This window comes from Actinomadura sp. HBU206391 (assembly GCF_014323665.1).
Lineage (GTDB): Bacteria > Actinomycetota > Actinomycetes > Streptosporangiales > Streptosporangiaceae > Actinomadura_C.
In genome coordinates this window covers 1-20,059 of sequence record NZ_JABVEB010000108.1, presented here as the reverse complement: position 1 = coordinate 20,059, position 20,059 = coordinate 1, and the positions used below count along the sequence as shown (strand labels likewise).

Sequence of the window (20,059 nt, the reverse complement as noted above, 5' to 3'; positions counted from 1 at the left end):
CCATTCCGGCGTCGGCGCTCACGCCACGTGGACATTCCATCGACGAGAGGAGTGTTCCGTCCGTGCGTACGGCCAGAACCCGTCACACAGGTACACATTAAGGGGAACTTGAGTACCTGTACTCAGGCGGTGGCATCGCGTGAGCATCATGATCGCTGCATGAATCAACAAGAAGAGCGCATTCAGGGCGCTCTGGAACGGCTGGTGGCGGAGCGGGTCGTGGCACCGACGCAGGTCGAGCCGATCACACGAGCGGTACGGGATGCCTTGGCCGCATCGGTACCGCGACGAGGTGCCCGCTGGACCGAGATCATCTCGTACGCGGGCGGTGCGCTGGTGCTGGCGGGCGCCATGGCCATGTTGGGGCCGGCCTGGCAGGACCTCTCCAGTGGACTGCGGTCCGGCCTGCTCGGCATGATCACGGCGCTTCTGCTGGGCGTCGCCCTCGTGGTGCAGCGGACCGGTTCGGCGGTGCGCCGGCGGATCGCCGGTGTGCTGTGGACGCTCGGCGCGGGCACGGCGGCCCTCGGCGCCGGCCAACTCGCTTCCGAGAATGAGGCGCTGATCGGCAGTGTGGTGGGCCTCGTCATCGCGGTCGCCGGGTACGTCTGCTTCCCGGGATCGGTCGGACTGCTGGCCACCGGCATGCTCAGCATGACCGCGATGATCACACTGCTCGACCTGATCGACCTCCGATCTAGATTGCTCGAGGCGTTCGCCGTGATCGCTCTCGGTGTCGTCTTCGCGGCGCTTGCGGCGGCGGGCGTGTTGCGGCACCGCTCGCTGGGCCTGGGGATCGGATCGGCGCTGGCTCTGATGGGGGCTCAGTGGCCGGTGGTACTGACGGGCCACGACGCGTGGCCGTACCTCATGACATTGGCCGTCGCGGTGGGATGCCTGGCGCTCTACATGTGGGAGAACACGTGGGTGCTGATCGTCGCGGGGATCGCCGGAATCACCATCGCCATCCCCGAGGCGATCTGGAATCTCACCGACGGTGCTCTGGGTGGCGGGATCATGACGGTCGTCACCGGGTTCGTCCTGCTGGGATCCGGGGCGCTCGGGTTGGCATGGCACCGCAACGCCGGTTGACATCGACCGCAATCCCCCAGCAGAAGTGACGTGTGCGCTGTCCGGCGCGGACGACCATCCGTGAGGTCGCGGGGCTGCGGGGGGCGGCGACGCCGATTCTGAGTGACGGCGAACCGCGGGACACCGTCAGTTGAAATAGCGCAGCCAGACGTAGACCCATGCCATCAGGGTGCTGAGCGCGGTGACCACGATGCCGTACTTGGTGAACCGCCAGAAGCTCAGGACGTCCGTGACGTCCGCACCGGAGACCAGCAGCATCACGCCGGCGCCTACCAGGGCGATGATGGACGGCTCTACGTGCACGACGGTGTGCAGGCCGAACCCGGCGATGACGCCGAACAGCACGCCCATGCACCTGGCCAGCAGCCATGGGTCGGTGATGGCCCGACGCTCCTGGAGTGCCATGACCGCGGCGATGTTCCGGGGGTCGAAGCGCAGCGCCTTGCGAAAGAGCACCCTGGTGAACAGCACGAACACCACGAAGATTGACGACCACGACCGGCGCCATGTGGGCGAGGAAGTCGTTGAAGGTCAGCCCGGCGCGACTGCCGATGATGATGTTGGGTGGGTCGCCGATGAGCGTCGCCGCACCACCGATGTTGGAGGCGAGGACCTCGGCGATGAGGTACGGCTGGGCGGGGATGCGCATCCGGTCGCAGACCATCACCGTGACCGGTGCGACGAGCATGATCGTGGTGACGTTGTCCAGGAACGGTGAGGCGATCGCGGTGATGCCCATCAGCATGACCATGAGCCGGTACGGCCGGCCCTTCGATCTCTTGGCCGCCCAGATGGCGAGGTAGTCGAAGAGCCCTGTCTGCTGGATGACACCGACGATGACCATCATGCCGAGCAGCAGGAAGATGGCGTTCCAGTCGATGCCATCGTGCTCGGAGAAGAACACCTCCTTGCCGGGGATCAGCCCCAGAACGGCCATCGCACCGGCGGCGATGAGCACGACCCTTGACCTTGTTCGCCTTCTCCGTGGCGATGAACACGAACGCCACTACGAAGATCGTGAGAGCGAAGATCGCGGGAGCCGACGAACTGACGCTGGGAATCGCCGACGACGGACGCGGGAGTGCTCCAAGACGGGGCCGGGATCCGCGGGATGCGAGAGCGCGCCCTTCTCATCGGAGCCCGCCTGACCGTCGACTCTCCGCCCCACGGCGGCACCCACGTGCGCTTGGTCATACCCACACGGCGAAACGGAGCTGAACCCCGTGCACGCAGCTGAGACCAGGATCCTGCTGGCCGACGATCACGCCCTGGTCCGCCGCGGACTACGGTTGTTCCGCGACTATCTACAGCGGGACCGGCAGGGCGAGCGCATACCACAGAGCATCCTTACCCCCCGCGAAGAGGAGATCGTCAAACTCATCGCCGAAGGGAACTCCGCCAAGGAGATCGCCGAAATGCTCGTCATCAGTGTGAAGACCGTCGACCGGCACCGCGCGAACATCCTGCAGAAACTCGGCATGCGCGACCGGCTCGAACTCACCAGATACGCCATCCGCGCCGGCCTCGTCGAACCCTGACCGCGAGGCTCAGATCCAGCCTTGCTGCCAGGCGTGATGGGCGGCGGCGTGGCGGGACGACGTTCCCAGCTTGGACATGGCGGCGGAGAGGTAGTTGCGGACGGTGCCCGGGGCCAGGTGCACTTCGGCGGCGATCTCGTTGACCGAGACGCCGGTACGAGCGGCGCGCAGCACCTCCAGTTCGCGGTCGGTGAGGGGGCAGTCGTCCTCGGTGAGCGCCGAGGCGGCGATGTCGGGGTCGACGTAACGGCGGCCCGCGGCGATATCGCGGATGATCTCTGCCAGCCTGGCCGCAGGGGTCGTCTTGGGGACGAAGCCGCGTACGCCCGCGGAAAGAGCGCGGCGCAGCACGGCGGGACGGGCGTGCCGGGTGACCATGACGATCTGGGTGGGCAACTCGGCCCGGATCTCCTGGGCCGCGCGCAGGCCGTCAGTGGGCGGCATCTCCAAATCGAGCACGGCGATGTCGGGGCGGTGCTCGCGGGCCAGCCGTACCGCCTCGGTGGAGGTGGACGCCTCGGCGACCACGGTGAGGTCGTCCTCCAGCGCGAGCAGAGCGGCCAAGGCGCTTCTGAGGAGGTCCTCGTCATCGGCGATCAGCAGCCGGATCATCGGGCCTCCACCTTCGCCGGCAGTGATGCCGCGATCACGAAGCGGTCGCCGTCGTGATCCCAGGTCAGTTCGCCGCCGGCCGCCCGCAGCCGCTCAGAGAGGGTGCGCAGCCCGGTGCCGCTCGTGGTGACGGTCCGCTCGTCGGCACCGTCGTTGATCACCCGTAGGCGAGCGAAGCCGCCGATGACGCGATAGTCGACTTCGGCGTGCCGCGCCCGGCTGTGCCGGAGCACGTTGGTGGTGGCCTCCCGCATCACCAGCCCCAAGAGGTGGCGAGTGGAGGTGGCAAGGTCGGCGCGACCCGCGACGGCCGCGGGTTCGAGGCTCATCCGGGCGTCGATGTCGGCAGCGGCCAGCACCCGGGTCGCGTTGGCGATCTCGTCGTCCAGTGTCGTACGACGGTAGCCCTGTACGACGGCGCGGGTATCGCGGAGCGCGTCGGTGGACAGCCGCTGCACCTCCCGCATCTCCGCGGCGGCACGCTCCGGGTCGATCTGGGCGAGCCGGGCCGCCAGCTCGCTCTTCAGCGCGATCACCTGCAAATGGTGTCCCTGGATGTCGTGCAGGTCGGCGGCGAACCGCAGGCGCTCGTCCTTGACCGCCAGCTCGGCCGACAGCCGCCGCGCCTCGTTCAGCCGGCCTGCGGTGTCCCAGGCCCACAGGGGGCCGAGCAGCGTCCAGGCGGTGAAGGCGACCAGCCCGGCCGGGAACAGCGCTGCGTACAACAGGTCCCGGTCCTGGCCGCCGTCGACCAGGCTGACGACGCCGCCGGGCAGCAGCGCGAGGACCGCCGCGCCGACGATCAGCCGCCTCCTGGGGTGGGGTGGCAGGTACGTCGCGGTGATGGCCACCATCATCGCGGGCGCCACCGCCCACAGCCCGTGATCGCGCATTGCCAGTGGAAGCGCGGCTAGCACGGCCGCGGCCGCGCATCCGGCGATCAGCCACCCCGCAGGCAGGCGGCCGGGTCGTGCGTCGGCCGCCGGCGGCAGCGCCAACCGCCGGCTGAGCAGCACCACGCTCGACACCACCTCGATCGCCAGCGCGGCGGCGCCGAGGCCAAGAGCCCAGGCCGGCCGGTCGCCGTCCAGCATCCAGTCGCCGACGAACAGGACCAGCAGACACGCGGTCGTGCCCGGAACGGCCCACCACGTATAGCGGCGAAAGCTCGCCAACCCCGTCCCGTGATCGATCGACCCGTCGCGCACCCGGCCATCTTCGCAGCAACGGGCCGGACGGGCAGGGTGCCATCTGGCCGGTATCCGCATGACAAGTGTCATGCGAAGGCGTGACAGCGCCATCGGCATACATGCGGCTTCGGCACTACTGGCGGCCCTTTCCCATCCGCAGGCTGGACAGCGTTGGAGATACCCGCTCCCGTACGGAGGAGAGCCCGCATGCAGCCACGGAATGTGACTTCACGGACGAACACCCAGGAAACCGCGCCCGGCCACGGCGGCAAGGCACATGGCAAGTGGCATTTCGCCCGCCACTACGTGGAGATGGTCATCGCGATGATCGCCGGGATGGTGGTCCTCGGCGCGGCGACGCGTGGTGTCCTGGCGCTCGCGGGGGTGGAGTTCTCCGCGACGCGGCATCCCGAACTGACGTCCATCGAGATGGCGTTCGACATGTCGGTCGGGATGGCCGCCTGGATGCGCCATCGCGGGCACGACTGGGCGAGCACACTGGAGATGTCCGGCGCGATGTTCGCGCCCGCGCTCGCGCTGTTCCCGCTGCTCTGGCTGGACGTCATCGCCGCCGACGCCATGCTCGCCCTCGAGCACGCCGCGATGCTCCCCCTGATGCTCCTCATCATGCTTCGCCGCCGGAGCGAGTACGGCCTCTGACCCCCACGCCCGCCTCTCGTACGACCCATGATCAGGAGCTTCGGCATGACCGGAACGAAGTCCGAATCGCCATCTCGGGCGAAGGCGCTGACGCGGCGCTGGCCCACGGCGCTGGCCGTCGGGCTCTCGGCCCTCAGCGTGGGCGGGGGCGGCTCAGGGGACGTGTCAGCCGCGGTCGGCCCATACGGGGAGATACTGCTCCTTCTGCCGCTGCTGTACTTGATCGTCACCCAGACCGGGCGGCCACAGGCGACCTGGCCAGTGCTCGCCGTGCTGGTGATGGCCATGATCGTCCTCTGGGCGCTGGACGTGGTCGCGCCGCCGGTCGTTCTCATCGCCGCCGCGCTGGTCCTGCTGGTCTGGGGCACTGTCGGCGGGACTCCGCACGGGAGGGCCACGTTCGGGGTCCAGGCCGTGGGGATGCTCATCTTCGGCGCGCTTGCGCTGGTGGGGCTGGCGGTGGATCCGGAACTGGGCCGCTATCTGGTGGCGGCCGGCTGGTTCTTCCACGGTGCCTGGGACTTCGTCCACCTGAGGCTCGGCAAGGTCGTGTCCCGGACCTTCGCCGAGTGGTGCGGCGTCATCGACATACTGGTCGCCGCCGAGCTCGTCTTCCTGTTGTAGCGTCCATTCCTCTAGGTCGAAGTACATGATCATGCAATCGCCCGCGGCTCCACCGTCCGAACTTGTGGCGTACGGCCGCTCGTCCGGCCTGCCGGTCAGTCGGGTCGGCGTAGTTGGGCGTTGATCCGTTGGGCCTCTTCGAGCTGGTCTTCCAGGATGATGATGCGGCAGGCGGCTTCCAGGGCGGTGCCCTGGTCGACCAACTCGCGAGCTCGTGCGGCCAGGCGCAGTTGGTAGCGGGAGTAGCGGCGATGGCCGCCGGGCGACCGTTGCGGTGTGATCAGTTCCGCCTCGTCCAGGCTGCGCAGGAATCCTGGGGTGGTGCCGAGCATCTCGGCGGCGCGGCCCATGGTGTAGGCCGGGTAGTCGTCATCGTCGAACTTGGCGTCCGAGGCCTTGCCGGCTGGGTCCATTGCACCTTCCACGTCACGAGGGCCCCGGTGCCATAGCACCGGGGCCCAGGGTTTTGGGTTTTCCAACACCATCTACCGACGCGCGCGTCGGCTTGTCATGTCCGCACGGACCGCCTGAAGCGGGGCGTGCGTGGATCGCGTATGCGTGACCGAAGACCACCTCTCGTTCCGATGGCATTGCGGTACCCGCCTGGCGCAACACAGCCTGAAGCGGGCGATCCGACGGCGTGTAACCCTCCCCTTCTCCTCTGATTTCCACATACCTTCCATGCGACCATCACCGACCGGAACCTCATGTACCGCCGGTCCCGGCGCGACCGACCGTCGCCGGTCATCCGCCGGAGCCCTTTGTGATGCCTGGCCCCAGCGCGTCTGACCGTCGTGCTCTCACTTCACGGGCAGTTCGTCATCTGCGCCGTCTCCATGATGTTCTCTTCTCTCGCAACACCAGGAACACTAGCCGCTCCATCGCCGAATGTCTATCTCAGCCACCAGAGATTTCCTCAGCCATCGATCCTCGGTTCCGGCGCCCGACGGCGGCGGGGCTTCGCCCAAGGCGACCGTCGGGCCTGGTGGTGGGTAGGGGTTTGGGTTCTGGGAGGCTGCTGTGGTGCGGATTGCGTTGCTTGGTCCCGTTGAGGCCTATTCCGAGAGCGGGGCGCCGATCGATATCGGCGGCGCCCGGTTGCGTATGTTGCTGGCCCGGCTCGCCCTGGAGGCGGGTCGTCCGGTGTCCGTCGACTCGCTCATCGATGATCTGTGGGGCTCGGACGCGCCGTCGGGGGCTGTGAGCGCTCTGCAGGCGTTGGTGTCGCGGTTGCGCAGGGCTCTGCATGGAGCGGGGACGGTGGACTTGGTGGCCGGCGGCTACCGGCTGTCGGTGGGCGCCGCGGACGTGGACGCGCATCGGTTCGAGGAGCTGGCCAGGACGGGAAGGCGTGAGCTGGCGGCGGGCAGGCCCGAAGAGGCGGCTCGGGTGCTCGGCGAGGCGCTCGGTCTGTGGCGGGGCGCGGCGCTGGCGGATGTGCAGGAGGCGCCCTTCGCCCAGTCCTCCGCTACGAGGTTGGACGAGGTGCTGGCCGCGGCGGTCGAGGACCGCTTCGACGCGGAGCTTCGGCTGGGCCGGCATGCCGACGTCCTGGCCGACCTTGGAGCGGCGGGCGCCGAGCATCCGTTGAGTGAGCGGCTGGCCGAGTTGCGAATGCGTGCGCTGTCGGCGGCGGGACGTCAGTCGGACGCGTTGGCGGTGTACGAGGAGCTACGGGGCAGGCTGAGCGAGGAGCTCGGTGTCGATCCCTCGGCCGAGTCGCAGGAGATTCACCTCGCTCTGCTCCGCGGCGAACTGCACCGGCCCTCGGCGGAGCCCGAGCCCGCACCGAGTCGGCTCCCGGCGCAGCTGACCAGTTTCATCGGCCGGGAAGCGGAGCTGAACGAGCTCGCCGAGCTGATCGCCGCGTCCCGGCTGGTCACCATCGTGGGACCCGGTGGCGCGGGCAAGACCAGGTTGTCCCTGGAGGCGGTGACCCGGGGTCGGGCTTCTCAGCGCGGCCGGGTGTGGTTCGTTCCGCTCGCCGGGGTGGGCGCATCGGATCAGCTCGCCGACGCGGTGCTCGGCGCGCTCGGCTCGGTGGACCGCGGCCTCTACGGTGGAGGGCCGTCGCAGAAGGCCACCCCGCTCGACCGGATGGCCGAGCTGCTCGACGTCGGCGACGCGATGCTGCTGCTGGACAACTGCGAGCATCTGGTCGAAGCGGCCGCGGAACTCGCCGACCAGCTGCTCGAGCGGCTGCCGCAGCTGAGGATCCTGGCCACCAGCAGGGAACCGCTGGCGATCACTGGGGAGGCGCTGTGCCATCTCGGTCCGCTCGAGGTGCCCACAGGAGAGCCGGAGCTCGCCGAGGCCGCCGACGCGGCCGCGGTACGCCTGTTCGTCGACCGAGCCGCCGGTGTCCGGCCGGGCTTCGTGCTCGATGACTCCACCGTGGGTGCCGTGGTGGAGATCTGCTGGCGGCTGGACGGGATGCCGCTGGCCTTGGAGCTGGCCGCTGCCCGGTTGCGATCGATGAGCGTGGATCAGATCGCGCGGCGGCTCGACGACCGGTTCCGGCTGCTGACCTCGGGAAGCAGAACCGCCCTGCCCCGCCAGCGCACACTGCTCGCGGTGGTCGAGTGGAGCTGGGACCTGCTGGACGGGCCTGAGCGGGTGCTGGCGCGGAGGCTGTCGATGTTCCCTGGCGGGGCGAGCCTCGCCGCGTTGGAGGGGGTGTGCTCGGACGAGTCGCTGCCCGCCGAGGACGTGCTGTACGTGCTCCACTCCCTCGTCGAGAAATCGCTGGTGGACGCCTCTGACGACGATGAACCGCGGTATCGGATGTTGGAGACGGTGCGTGCCTACGCGGCCGCCAAGCTCGCCGAGTCCGGCGACGATGTCTCCTCGCGTTTCGCGGATCACTTCCTGGCGCTTGCCGAGGAGCACGAACCAATGCTGCGTACCGGGGAGCAGCTCCGCGCGATCGCGCTCTTCGACGCCGAACACGACAACATGCTCTTCGCGCTTCGGGCGGCCGTGGACGCCGGAGACGCGGTCAGGGCGTCCCGGTTCGTCAAAGCGCTGTTCTGGTACTGGGGCAACAGGGGGATGAGCACCCAGTTGGAGGCGTTCATGGCCGAGCTGCTCAGGTTCGGCGACGCCCTGCCCGATCAGGCGCGCAAGGCCTTCAGCACGCTGCGGCTCGCGGGCTACGGTTCGGCGGGAGCGCGAGAGGTCCATCCGGCACGGTTGCTGTGGATCTCCCAGCAGGCGTTCTCGACGGAGGATTCCGAGCTCGGGGAACGCCAGTTCCAGCAGTCGTTGAACTCGCCGGATCCCTGGGTGCGGGCCAGCGCGCACTGGGCGCAGAATTTCGTCCTCACCGAACAGGGTGACCTCGAGACCGGAGCCCACGCACGGCAGGAGGCACTGCGCGGCTTCGAGGCGGTGGGTGACCGCTGGGGGCTGGTGATGAGCCTGCTCGCCGTCGGCCGGGGCCCTTCCCTGCGGGGCGAATTCGACCGGTCCATCGCCGTCTTCGAACGGGCGGTCGCGATCAGCTCCGAGCTCGGTACGGAGGACTACCTCAACTGGACCAGGACCAGGCTCGCGCGGGAACGGATGCGCAGCGGCGACCTGGACGGCTCCCTGCGGGACATCCATGCCATCCAGCGCCGGGCCCGGGAGCGAGGCCATCGGCGTCATGAGGCCACCGTCCTGTTCAGCCTCGCCAACCTGCACCGCCGCACGGGCGACCTGGTGCGGGCCGAGCAGACCCTCGACCGGATGGAGACGCTCGTTCACCGGTTGCCCTATCCCGAGGAGATGGCCCGTGACCTGATCACGGGCACCAGGATGATGAACCGGCTCGCGCAGGGAGCGGCCGAGCAGGCCCGCGAACTGCTGCCGAGGGCCGTACGCCCCAACTTCGCCCGCGCTCAGAGCAACGGCCTCGCCTGGGCCGCCGAGCAGCTGGGCGAACTGCTCGCGCTGGAGGATGATCCGGTCGGCGCGGCCACCACGCTCGGGATGAGCGAGGCGATCCGCGGCGCGTTCGACGACGGCGAACCGGTACTGCGCGCGTTGGTCGCCGAGCTCATGGGACGGCTCGGCGAGACCGCCTACCGCCAGGCGTATCACCGGGGCGCCGAGCTGCCGAGACAGGACGCGATCAACCGGCTGGCCGAAGCATCCGGCCAGCCGGTTGACGGGTGAGGCTCAACCCGCGTTCTTGCGGTAGGCCCGCATGGCCAGCGGGAAGAACACCGCGACCACACCGACCATCCAGGCCAGGCAACCGAGCAGCGGCCCGGCGACCTCGCCGCCGTTCAGCAGGCCGCGCATCGTTTCGGCCATCAGGCTGACCGGGTTGACGTCCGACCAGGCCTTCAGCCAGTCCGGCATGGTCGTGGGCTGGACGAAGACGTTGCTGGCGAAGGTCAGTGGAAGCACTCCGATGGACAGCAGACCCTGCACCGAGGTCGGATCCTTCACCAGCAGGGCGATGTAGACCGACAGCCAGGAGAAGGAGAGCGCGAACCCGATCAGGAGGCCGACCGCGGCCAGCGCGGCCACCGGGTTGGTCTCGATCCGGTAGCCCATGGCCAGCGCCACGGCCACCAGCGTGCCGAGGCAGACCAGATACCGGATGACGTCGGACAGTACGGCTCCGATCAGCGGCGCGGAGCGGGCGATCGGCATGCTGCGGAACCGGTCGAAGATACCGGTGCTGGTGTCGGTGCACAGCGAGACGCCGATGCCGATGCTGGCCTGCAGGACGGTCATCACCATGACGCCTGGCACGAGCGCCTGCCTGTAGGCCTCGAGGTCACCGCCGCCGATGGCGCCGCCGAACAGGTAGACGAACATCACCAGCAACAGGATCGGTGTCAGCACCACATCGGCCAGTACCCAGGGCGACTTGGCGAACTTGGCGATGTTGCGCCGGGCCAGGGCCAGGCTGTGCCGTACGGTCTGGGCCGGGCTGATCCGCAGCGGCCGCGCTTCGACGTGTGAGGCGTAGGTGGGGGAGCTCATGCCACGTTCCTCTCGGCGGTCGTGTCCTGCTTGTCGTCAGTGGTGTTACCGGTCAGCGCCAGGAAGACCTCGTCCAGACTGGGCAGCCGCAAGCCCAGCTCATCGGACGCGATGCCGGCCGCGTCGAGCTTCCGTACGACCGCCGAGACCAGCATCTGGTCGACGGCCGGCACGGTGAGCAGGCCGATGTTCTCGTCCCGGGCCGGTACGACGCCGGTCAGCTCGGTCAGCATCCGGCTCACCAGGTCCACATCGGCCGGCAAGGTGGGGCGCACGTGCAGGATCTGTCCGCCGACCCTTCGCTTCAGCTCTCCCGGTCGGCCTTCGGCGACCACGCGGCCGTGGTCGAACACGGTGATCCGGTCGGCCAGCTGGTCGGCCTCCTCCAGATACTGCGTGGTGAGCAGGACCGTGGAGCCGTCGGCCACCAGCCGCCTGACCACCTCCCACATCTCGTTGCGGGTATGCGGGTCGAGCCCGGTGGTCGGCTCGTCCAGGTACAGCACCTGCGGCCTGCCGACCAGGCTCGCCGCCAGGTCAAGCCTGCGCCGCATGCCTCCCGAGAAGGTCGCGATCGGCCGGGCGGCGGCCGCGGTGAGCTCGAACCGCTCGATCAGCTCCGCGGCCCGCTTCTTGGCGTCCCGCTTCGACATGTTGAGCAGGCGGCCCAGCAGCACCAGATTCTCGGTACCGGACAGGCTCTCGTCCACCGAGGCGTACTGCCCGGTCAGCCCGATCAGAGAGCGAACCCGCACCGGGTCCTTCACCACGTCGTGGCCACCGACCGTGGCGTGACCCTCATCGGGCCGCATCAGCGTCGCCAGAATCCGCAGGGCGGTGGTCTTGCCGGCGCCGTTCGGGCCGAGCACACCGACCACCTTGCCCGCCGGTACCTCCAGGTCGACGCCGTTCAGCGCGACCATGTCCCCGAACCGTTTGACCAGGCCCTCGGCCCGGATCGCATGCGACATCGTTTCTCCCGTTCAGCCCTAGCCGTTCTCGATGACGACAACGATGCCGACCACTGCCAACAGCGGGCAGACACGGCGCTGACAGGTGCCGACGCCGGCTATCAGCCCGAATCAGCGGCGGACACCCGCAGCATCCGGTCGGCACCTCGCTGGAACTCGTACGGCACCCGCACGCACTCGCTCGGAACGCCGTCGAGGGTCTCGAGGTCGGCCCGCAGCCGGTCGAGGAAGTCGACCGGCTCGCCATCACCCATGTTCACAAGCGGGAAGATCCTGACCTCACCGCGACTGACCCGGCACATTTCCAGGATCGCCGTGCGGTGCCAGTCATGGTCGAACCTCCTGGCCCACGTGAACAGCAGGTGCGAGCACAGCACCAGGTCCACGCACGCGTCCGCGAGCGGCAGATGCGGCAGGCCACCGGCGAGATAGCGTCCCGGGCGCCGTCGCAGGTCGGCGATGAAGTCGGCGCCGGCCGCGCGGCGAATCTCCCGATGCCGATCCACGGAGCCGTACCAGTCCCAGACGAACCGCTCACGGTTCGCACTGATCATGTCGTAGCCCTTGGCCAGGTCGACCGGCAACCGCTCGGCCAGCGCGAGGGCTCCGGATGCGTAGAGAGGATCCGCGGCCAGTGCCTCGGCGCCGCCGGCGGCGGCTCCAGCGACGAAGCCGGCCGCGCCGCCCGCGCAGTCGAGGGTGACACCGGTCAAGTCGCCGTCGGTGAGGTCGAACATCGAGCGGTACTCGTCATACGAACGCGAGGTCAGGATCATAGAGCTGATCATCCCGCGCCCAAGCGGCCGACCTTTTATACGGTTCCGTGCCACTCCCATTGGCGGACGCTCGGGTCCCCTACCGCTCGCACGCTGTTCGCAGTGGCGGCCGGTTCCACTGTGCAGGCGCCAGAACTATCCTTCGTGGCCTGTAAACGAGGCCGGGTTTCCGGGATTACTTGCGTAGGCACATCGCCCCAACTGGTCCCGAAGGGAAGGAGTCGTGGGTGATCCCGAAACCCGATTCATCGCCTTGTACAACGACAACTATCGAAGAGTCCTGGCCTACGCGCTGACCAAGGCCGAGCCCCACGCCGCCGAGGACCTGGCCAGTGAGGCGTTCCTCATCGCGTGGCGCCGTCTGGACGACGTTCCCGCTCAGGCGTTGCCCTGGCTGCTCGGCGTGGTCCGCAACCTCCTGCACAAGCAGCGCGACGGCGACCACCGGCGGTCGGCGCTCACCGAAAGGATCGCCGCGCTCACCGCCGCCGAGTCCACCACCTGGGACGTGGCAGAGCACGTCATCGAACGGGAGTCCGCGCTGGCCGCCGTCGCGACGCTCCCGGAGCAGGACCTCGAGGTCCTCACCCTCGTGACATGGCACGGCCTCACACCCAAGGAGGCCGCCAAGGTCCTCGGCTGTTCCGCCACGGCCTTCTTCGTACGGCTGCACCGCGCGCGACGCAGGCTCGCCAAGGCGCTGGACGCCGCGCCCCCGCCGCCGCACTCCGCGCGAACTTTTTCGCCTGTCCCCAAGGCGACCCGATGACCACCCGTGGAGATGAGATGAAGCACAAGAGCGATCCCGAGGCCGTCCTCCGCGCTCTGAAGCCGGCACCGCTCGACCGCCTCGCGGAGGGTGGATATTCCCGCCGCCGTGACAGCGACGTCGCCCGCATCACCGCGACCGCGATGCGAACATCGCGCGCCCGTCGCAGGTCACCCGTCGCCCTCGGCCTGGTCGCCGGGGCCACCGCCGCATTCGTGGCGGCCGGTGCGGTCGTCGCCTTGCGTACCACGAACGACGAGCGTGGGCCGGAGACGAGCCGACCGGCCGTCGCCGCCCCACCGGCCGCCGATGCTCGTTCCTTCCTCCTGGCCAGCGCCCGTACGGCCGAGCGGGCAGCGGCCAAGACCGGTGAGTTCTGGTACCAGCGCGAGCGCACCACGGACCGGATCACCATGTATCCCAACCCCAAAGCCTCTTTCCGGCCCAGATTCATGAACAAGGCCGACAAGAAGATCGCTATTGAGAAGAACTTCATCCACCTCTCCTCTCCCGGGTCCTTCGCCAGCACGCGGGAATCGTGGATCGGACGCAGGCGCGGCGCCCGGACGATCATCGGTATCGACGCCAAGGTCAACCTGTCCCCGACCGATGACGTCGCCTGGAAGAAGCTCGGCTCCCCGCGGCTGAATCCGGGGATCCCGCTGAAGCCCTTGGTGACCGACTACAGCGAGCGATTCCGCCTCCAGATCGGCAACAGGCAGGTGTCAATGGGCGAACTCGCCGAACTGCCGACCGACGTCGATCGGCTCGAGGCCGACCTGCGCCGCCGGTACCGTGCCGACCGGGCCGATCCCTACGAGAAGGCCGCGCTCAAGAAACTCCATGAGCAGCCGCCGACCTTCGGAGACGTCGTCTGGGCGACCGCGAGGGATCTCCTCGCCGGGCCGATCACACCGGGAACCCGCGCCGCGCTGTATCGGCTGCTCGCCAAACAGCCGGGGGTCGAACTGGCCGGCGAGGCGATCGACTCGCTCGGCCGGCACGGCATCGCAGTGACGACCATCCCACGTGAGCCGAACAAGTACAGGCGCAAGCCCGGCATGCCACAGATCCAGCGGCGCCTCATCATCGATCCCAGAACGGCGCAGCTGCTGAGTTATGAGGACCGCGACCTCGACGCCAACGGGAAGGTGACCGGACAGCCCATCACCTCTGTCGCCTACCAGGCCATGGGCTGGACGGACAAGACCGGCACACGCCCCTGACCGTACGCCGTGACCCGCGCGGCGTAGGCGACCGGCCAGGCGGGTCGGCTAGGTTGCCTGGCTATGTGGTCGGCCTTCAGACTTGCGCGCCTTGTCGCGGTCGTCGTGAGTGTTGGATTCTCCTACGGCGGGTTCATCGGCATCTCCCGATCCGATGACCCGGTCGGCCGCAAGGCCCTCGGGTGCGGGCTGCTGGCCGGACTGCTCCTGCTGCACCTCTACAACTGCGTACGGAAGGCGGACGGACGGCGTCCGAAGGCTTGGCAGTGGACTCTCGTCCTGCAGGCCGTGCTGACCGGCGTCGGGCTCCATCTGTTCGCGAGCACGTGGTACGGCAACACGGGCTTCCTTGCCGCCGCCGTGCTCCTGCTGGTCCGTCCGGCCGCGCTCGCCTGGGCCGGTTTCGCGGTCATCGTCCTCGCGCAGTACCTTTCGGGCCTCGAAGTCCGCCCCACGGTGTGGGACGCCGCTTATCTGGCCGTGGGGCACACGGCGTTCGTCGGCATCGCGCTCTACGGCCTCGCCCGGTTCGCCGACCTGGTCGGGGATCTGGAGAAGACCAGGATGGCTCTGGCCGACGCCGAGGTCGCCCGTGAGCGCCTCGCGTTCGCCCAGCAGCTGGGCGAGCGGGTCGGAACGAGCCTCGGGAAAATCATCAGCATCGGCGAGGCGGTCAAGGCGTCGTCCTGGGTGCCGGACATCCGGGAACGACTGGACGCGAGTCTCGCCACGGCCAGGTCGGTGCTGAACGAGACCCGGTCGGTCGCGCACTCGCATCGCGACGGTGCCCATGCGGGACGGCGGGTCGCCGACGACCTGACGACGGCCGTCGTGACCGGTCTCGGCGCGGCCGCCACGTTCTTGCTGCTGCTCACCAACCCGATCAAGTCCGTCCTCCTCGAGTCGGGCAGGCCCGGTGGCGAGGTCGCCTTGTTCCTCGGGTGCCTGGCCGTCTTCACCGGGCTGTTCCTGTGGTGCTGCCGCGTCGGTGACGACGACGGGCGGCCACGCCTGTGGCGGCTCGCGCTCGCCGCCGCGTTCGTCGTCGCACTGGCTCCCGGGATGGTCTTCGAGCGGGACTTCTGGTACCTCAGCATCTTCCTGCCCGCGCTCACGCTCGTCCTGCTGCGCGGACCACTGCGCTGGGCCGTGACGATCCCGCTGATCGCCCAGGACTGGATCAGCCTCGCGCTGTGGGACTTCACGCTTCAGGGCCCGACTTTCGTCGACCAGACGTACCAGATGGTCTGGACCGGTGAACGTGCCCTGGTCATCTATGGTTTCGCCCGCATGAGCCGGCTGGCCCGTGAGTTGCGCGCCGCACGCGCCGAGCTGGCACTGACCGAAGTCGCTCGCGAGCGCCTGCGGTTCGCCCGCGACCTGCATGACCTTCTCGGGTTCAGCCTGTCGGTCATCGTCTTGAAGAGCGAGCTGGCGTTCCGCCTGCTCGACAAGGACCGGGCACGGGCTCAGCGGGAACTGGACGAAGGCCTCGCGGCCGCCCGCCAGGCGCTCGCCGACATCGAGACCGTCGCGGAGGGATACCGCCACGTCTCCTTTCAAAATGAGGTCGAGTCGGCCAAGGCCGTCCTCGAGACCGCGGGTTTCACGGTGGACGGGACCGTGGAGACCCTGCAGCTCACCGCCGAGCAGAGCAGCGTCCTCGCAACCGTGCTCCGAGAGGGCGTCACCAACGTCCTGCGGCACAGCGACGGCCGGCGCTGCATCCTCGACGCGGAGAGCACCGGCGGCATAGTGCTGCTGCGTCTTCAGAACGACGGTGTCGAGGCGAGTGACATTCCACCCGGCGCGGGTCTCGACAACCTCAGTCACCGAGTGGAGGCCGTGGGCGGGCGCCTGCGGAGTGAGAGCCGCAACGGCTCCTATGTGCTGACCGCCGAGATCCCGCTGACCTGTGTCACTCCTGCCTAGATCCAGCCCTCGTCGGTCGCGATGCGGATGGCGTCGATGCGGTTGCGTGCGCCAAGGCGCATGACGGCCGACGAGAGATAGTTCCGCACGGTTCCGCGGCTGAGCGACAGCATCTCGGCGATCTCATCGGCCTCCGCACCGGTCGCGGCCGCTTTCAGCACCTCGGCCTCGCGGTCGGCGAGGGGGCTCTCGGTCTTCTGCAGCGCGGCGAGCGCGAGCTGCGGATCCACGACCTGCTCACCGGCGCTCACGCGGCGGATCGCGTCGATGACCTCGTGGGCGGGCGCGTGCTTGAGCAGGAAACCGGAGACCCCGGACGCCAGAGCGCGGCGCAGATAGCCGGGACGGGCCAGTCCGGTGAGCATCACGACCTTGCACGAGGGGAGCTGGCGCCGGAGCAGATGCCCGCCGGTGAGCCCGTCGAGACCGGGCAGGTCGATGTCGAGCAGGGCCACGTCGGGGCGGTGCGCCACCGCCGCGGCCGCGATCCGATCACCCCGCTCGACCTGGGCGACCACCTCGAGGTCGTCCTCGAGGTCGAGGACCGCGGAGAGCGTCTCCCTGAGGATGCGGACATCCTCCGCGATCATGATCCTGATCAATGTGAATCCTTCACATGGGACTGGTGAACGACGCACTACCGGCCGCTTTGACGGCGCGAAATGCTCATTACACACCAAGTTGAGGGACTGCAACGCGGCCGAGGCCATCGGCTCCAGCGCGCGCTCGTCCCGCCATCCCGCTGAGGAGCGACCATGAGCAAGATCGTTTCGGTGATGTACATCTCGATGGACGGCGTAGTGGAGGAGCCCGCCTGGACCGGGCCGTTCTGGAACGACGACCATGCCAAGTTCCAGGCCGGCCAGCTCTCCCAGACCCGCGCCCTGCTCCTCGGCCGCGTCACCTATGACGGCATGTCCAAGGCCTGGCCCCAGATGGAGGCCGCGGGCGAGGACGTGGGCGTGATGAACAGCATCCCGAAGTACGTGGCCTCCACCACGCTCCAGGACCCGACGTGGAACGCCACCGTCATCGAGGGCGACGTCGCCGAGGCCGTGGCCAAGCTGAAGGCCGAGGAGGGCAAGGACCTGCTCATCTACGGCAGCGGCGATCTGGTCAACCACCTGATCGAGCACGACCTCATCGACGAGCTCAAGCTGTTCCTCCATCCGGTGGTCGTCGGCAAGGGCAAGCGCCTCTTCCCCGACGGCGCCGAGACCAAGACCTGGAAGCTGGCAGGCACCCACGCCTTCAGCTCCGGCGCCATCGTCCTCGACTACCGCCCCGCCCATGGCGAGCCTGGACCCGGCGTCGAGGCTCGCGGGACGAAACACGCCCTGTAGACAGAGCCCGTCGACTCTGCCACCTCCGCCGGCCCGGGCGGCCGACCGCCACGGCGGCGCCGCTCGGGCGTCGGCCGGGCGCTGCGCCGGGCGCTGCTGACCACGGCAGCGGCGTCCGGCCCCTACTCCCTGGCCTGCATCATGATGGTGATGGGCCGGTTTCTCCTGGCCGCCGCCCTCTGGGCACTGCCCGTCGCCCTGTTCGGCCACCGACGGGACGCCTCCCAGCCGATCCACCGGGTTCCTGACGCTGTGACAATCGGTCGGACGCCGGTACCGGTGGATTGCTCGGATCCGTGGGGTCGCCGGGGTAGGTGGGGCCGTAGTGACCATGTGGTCTGATCGTGATCGCTTGTACGCGTGCGTCTTCCCGCTACCGGTAACCGCTTGTTGCCCGTAGGCCCTATTCGCAGATGGTTGTTGGCCACGACGACGCGCGCCAGATGATGGGCGATCCTGAAGCCAGGTTGAAGTAATCAAAAACCAGAATCAATCGTGTATGTGAGGTAGGCACCGGGGGCGCGATGCGGCAGGCGCAGGTTCGGGAGTGCGGACGGGTGGTTCGAGCCCGCGAGCGCTATGAGCGTGAGGAACTGGTTCCAGCGACGATCCGCGGGACCTGTACATCGCCTGTGTCGAGCAGGCGGAACGGAGGCGACCGCAGCGTGGGTGATCTTCAGTCCGTTCGCAAGCGCCCGTCCGCTCAGCCCGGTGCCGACCGGCCGGCCGTCGGCCTGCGCTGTGGGCTGGGCGCCGTCATGAACAGGGCCGGCGCCGTCCGGTGGCGTCCAAGGTCGATCCGCGGGCGGATGGTGCTCTTGGTCACCGTCATGGCCGTGCTCCTGCTGGCACCCGCGGGTGTGATCGCGGCGATGGTGGCGCGCCAGGAACTCACCAAGTCCATCTGGCTGGAGGCCCGGCAGCAGGCCGTGCTCACCGCGGCGAGTGTCCGCAATGGACAGCCGGCCGACGCGGCCATCGTGCCGCGTGTCCCCGGCATCGAACTGATCCAGGTCGTGGCGCCCGGCCACCACATCATCGCATCCTCTGTCGCCGCCCGCGGGCTACCGCCCATGTCCAGGGTGTGGCCCTCCCCGGCCGCGCCGGAGCAGGATGTACAGACCTGCGCGCTGCCTCGCGTCGGTTGCGTGCGGATCTCCGCACAAAGGGTCAGGGCCGCGCCGGACTCCCCCGTGGTCTACGCCGGCCGGCCCGCTCCGGGCAAGATCTCACCGGGGGTCTTTGACGCGATCTTTGCCGCTCAGGCAGCCGCGTTGCTCGCTCTCGCCGCCTTGGCGACCTGGAAGATCACCGGCCGGACGCTGCGGCCGGTGGTGGCCATCCGAACCGAACTCGACGCGATCAACGGAAGAGACCTCGGCAGCCGGGTTCCTGAGCCACCCGGCCACGACGAGATCGCGCAGCTGGCGCGAACCGTGAACAGCACGTTGGGACGGGTGGAACACGCCCATCGACAGGTGGAACAGGCACTCGGCCAGCAGCGGCAGTTCACCTCCGATGCCTCTCACGAACTGCGCACCCCGCTCGCCGGGCTACGCATGCGGCTCGAGGAGGCCCGGCTCTACCCCGGCGAGACCAGCATGGACGACATGCTGGAGCACGCCCTGAACGACGTTGACCGCCTCGAGGCGATCACCACCGACCTCCTCCTGCTGACCCGAGTCGCGGCCACCACGCCGGCCGCGCTGGAGAAAGTGGACCTGGCCGAACTGGTCGAAGCGGAGATCTCCCTCCGAGCCGACCGGCTCCCCACACAGCTCGATCTCCAGAGCGGAGTCGTGGTCGACGCCGTCCCCGCCCAGATCAGCCGGGTACTCGCGAACCTCGTCGACAACGCCCAGCGGCACGCCGAGCACGCCGTACACGTCCAAGTCCGTTGCCACCGACAGCACGCCGAACTCACCGTCACCGACGACGGCTCCGGAATCGCCGAACCCGACCGGCAACGCATCTTCCAACGGTTCGCCCGATGCGACACCGCCCGCGACCGCGACGCCGGAGGCACCGGTCTCGGCCTGGCCATCGCCCACGACATCGCCACCGCCCACAACGGCACCCTTCACGTCGAGGAATCGCCCACCTGCGGCGCACGTTTCGTCCTCCGGCTACCGCTCACAGGACCCGAACACCGCCATGGTCGGGACCGGTCCTGATCGTCTTTCGCGGCCGTCCTGGGCCATCTCGCGATCACGATGCGGGCACGGGTGAGACCCCTCATGTCGGTCTCCTCCGGGTCAAGCGATGATGCGTCTTCGAACCGGTCCGGCACGTCGGCCCCAAGCCAGGGGCGGCCCGATGCCCGCGCCACCGGTTCGGCAGGCCGGT

The 20,059-nt window shown here is 68.8% G+C and carries 18 protein-coding genes and 1 pseudogene; 10 read left to right on the top strand and 9 right to left on the bottom strand.

Annotated features, from left to right (window positions below; translation table 11 throughout):
• Positions 1-159: 159 nt before the first annotated feature.
• Positions 160-1,092 carry a hypothetical protein gene (locus HKK72_RS24955; protein WP_187236854.1) on the top strand — a complete coding sequence of 311 codons (933 nt, stop codon included), beginning with the start codon at positions 160-162 and terminating at the stop codon, positions 1,090-1,092.
• 126 nt (positions 1,093-1,218) lie between these two features.
• Here the strand turns inward: HKK72_RS24955 and HKK72_RS42340 are convergent, their stop codons facing one another.
• Both HKK72_RS42340 and HKK72_RS42335 read right to left on the bottom strand, forming a co-directional pair.
• Entirely contained in the window at positions 1,219-1,572 is a 354-nt protein-coding gene (locus HKK72_RS42340) for a hypothetical protein (protein WP_315987434.1), read from the bottom strand.
• Between the two features lie 61 nt (positions 1,573-1,633).
• Positions 1,634-2,029: pseudogene (locus tag HKK72_RS42335) on the bottom strand (SLC13 family permease); the annotation flags it as partial.
• Positions 2,030-2,315: 286 nt separating this feature from the next.
• Between HKK72_RS42335 and HKK72_RS24945 the strand changes: the two are divergent.
• Positions 2,316-2,630: a response regulator transcription factor gene (locus HKK72_RS24945; RefSeq protein WP_315987433.1), complete on the top strand. Its 315-nt coding sequence runs from the start codon at positions 2,316-2,318 to the stop codon at positions 2,628-2,630.
• Between the two features lie 9 nt (positions 2,631-2,639).
• Here the strand turns inward: HKK72_RS24945 and HKK72_RS24940 are convergent, their stop codons facing one another.
• Both HKK72_RS24940 and HKK72_RS24935 read right to left on the bottom strand, forming a co-directional pair.
• Positions 2,640-3,242 (bottom strand): DNA-binding response regulator, encoded by a 603-nt coding sequence (locus HKK72_RS24940; RefSeq protein WP_187236853.1) that lies wholly within the window; start codon positions 3,240-3,242, stop codon positions 2,640-2,642.
• Positions 3,239-4,450, bottom strand: a complete 1,212-nt coding sequence (locus tag HKK72_RS24935) for a sensor histidine kinase (protein ID WP_187236852.1) — start codon at positions 4,448-4,450, stop codon at positions 3,239-3,241. Before HKK72_RS24935 ends, HKK72_RS24940 begins: the two co-directional genes overlap by 4 nt.
• Before the next feature lie 189 nt (positions 4,451-4,639).
• On the opposite strand from HKK72_RS24935, the gene HKK72_RS24930 reads away from it, so the two are divergent.
• Both HKK72_RS24930 and HKK72_RS24925 read left to right on the top strand, forming a co-directional pair.
• Positions 4,640-5,092, top strand: a complete 453-nt coding sequence (locus HKK72_RS24930; RefSeq protein WP_261987152.1) for a hypothetical protein — start codon at positions 4,640-4,642, stop codon at positions 5,090-5,092.
• A 45-nt stretch (positions 5,093-5,137) separates the two neighbouring features.
• Positions 5,138-5,716 (top strand): hypothetical protein, encoded by a 579-nt coding sequence (locus HKK72_RS24925; RefSeq protein WP_187236851.1) that lies wholly within the window; start codon positions 5,138-5,140, stop codon positions 5,714-5,716.
• A 95-nt stretch (positions 5,717-5,811) separates the two neighbouring features.
• Here the strand turns inward: HKK72_RS24925 and HKK72_RS24920 are convergent, their stop codons facing one another.
• Positions 5,812-6,129 (bottom strand): MerR family transcriptional regulator, encoded by a 318-nt coding sequence (locus tag HKK72_RS24920; protein WP_187236850.1) that lies wholly within the window; start codon positions 6,127-6,129, stop codon positions 5,812-5,814.
• A 622-nt stretch (positions 6,130-6,751) separates the two neighbouring features.
• Here HKK72_RS24920 and HKK72_RS24915 point away from each other — a divergent pair.
• Positions 6,752-9,874: a BTAD domain-containing putative transcriptional regulator gene (locus HKK72_RS24915; protein ID WP_261987151.1), complete on the top strand. Its 3,123-nt coding sequence runs from the start codon at positions 6,752-6,754 to the stop codon at positions 9,872-9,874.
• A gap of 3 nt (positions 9,875-9,877) precedes the next feature.
• On the opposite strand, the gene HKK72_RS24910 is transcribed toward HKK72_RS24915, so the two are convergent.
• The 3 genes from HKK72_RS24910 to HKK72_RS24900 all read right to left on the bottom strand — a co-directional run bounded on the left by HKK72_RS24910 (position 9,878) and on the right by HKK72_RS24900 (position 12,443).
• Positions 9,878-10,696, bottom strand: coding sequence for an ABC transporter permease (locus HKK72_RS24910; protein ID WP_187236848.1), 819 nt, complete (start codon positions 10,694-10,696; stop codon positions 9,878-9,880).
• Positions 10,693-11,667 carry an ATP-binding cassette domain-containing protein gene (locus tag HKK72_RS24905; protein ID WP_187236847.1) on the bottom strand — a complete coding sequence of 325 codons (975 nt, stop codon included), beginning with the start codon at positions 11,665-11,667 and terminating at the stop codon, positions 10,693-10,695. Before HKK72_RS24905 ends, HKK72_RS24910 begins: the two co-directional genes overlap by 4 nt.
• Positions 11,668-11,768: 101 nt before the next feature.
• On the bottom strand, positions 11,769-12,443 hold the full coding sequence (locus HKK72_RS24900; protein ID WP_187236846.1) for a hypothetical protein: 675 nt from the start codon (positions 12,441-12,443) through the stop codon (positions 11,769-11,771).
• Positions 12,444-12,666: 223 nt separating this feature from the next.
• Here HKK72_RS24900 and HKK72_RS24895 point away from each other — a divergent pair, with 223 nt between their 5' ends.
• The 3 genes from HKK72_RS24895 (at position 12,667) to HKK72_RS42330 (ending at position 16,370) form a co-directional block, all read left to right on the top strand.
• Complete coding sequence (locus HKK72_RS24895; protein ID WP_315987432.1) at positions 12,667-13,212, top strand: sigma-70 family RNA polymerase sigma factor; 546 nt, start codon at positions 12,667-12,669, stop codon at positions 13,210-13,212.
• Entirely contained in the window at positions 13,209-14,438 is a 1,230-nt protein-coding gene (locus HKK72_RS24890) for a CU044_5270 family protein (protein WP_187236845.1), read from the top strand. The genes HKK72_RS24895 and HKK72_RS24890 overlap by 4 nt, the downstream gene beginning before the upstream one ends.
• A gap of 105 nt (positions 14,439-14,543) precedes the next feature.
• Positions 14,544-16,370 (top strand): sensor histidine kinase, encoded by a 1,827-nt coding sequence (locus HKK72_RS42330; RefSeq protein ID WP_187236844.1) that lies wholly within the window; start codon positions 14,544-14,546, stop codon positions 16,368-16,370.
• Here HKK72_RS42330 and HKK72_RS24880 read toward each other — a convergent pair.
• The gene (locus HKK72_RS24880; protein ID WP_187236843.1) at positions 16,367-16,972 is read right to left on the bottom strand and encodes a response regulator; all 606 of its coding nucleotides are present in this window, start codon (positions 16,970-16,972) and stop codon (positions 16,367-16,369) included. The two genes, HKK72_RS42330 and HKK72_RS24880, sit on opposite strands and share 4 nt — an antisense overlap.
• Positions 16,973-17,125: 153 nt before the next feature.
• On the opposite strand from HKK72_RS24880, the gene HKK72_RS24875 reads away from it, so the two are divergent.
• Together HKK72_RS24875 and HKK72_RS24870 are read left to right on the top strand one after the other, a co-directional pair.
• Positions 17,126-17,713 (top strand): dihydrofolate reductase family protein, encoded by a 588-nt coding sequence (locus HKK72_RS24875; protein WP_187236842.1) that lies wholly within the window; start codon positions 17,126-17,128, stop codon positions 17,711-17,713.
• Positions 17,714-18,378: 665 nt separating this feature from the next.
• Positions 18,379-19,887 (top strand): sensor histidine kinase, encoded by a 1,509-nt coding sequence (locus HKK72_RS24870; protein WP_187236841.1) that lies wholly within the window; start codon positions 18,379-18,381, stop codon positions 19,885-19,887.
• Positions 19,888-20,059: the final 172 nt, after the last annotated feature.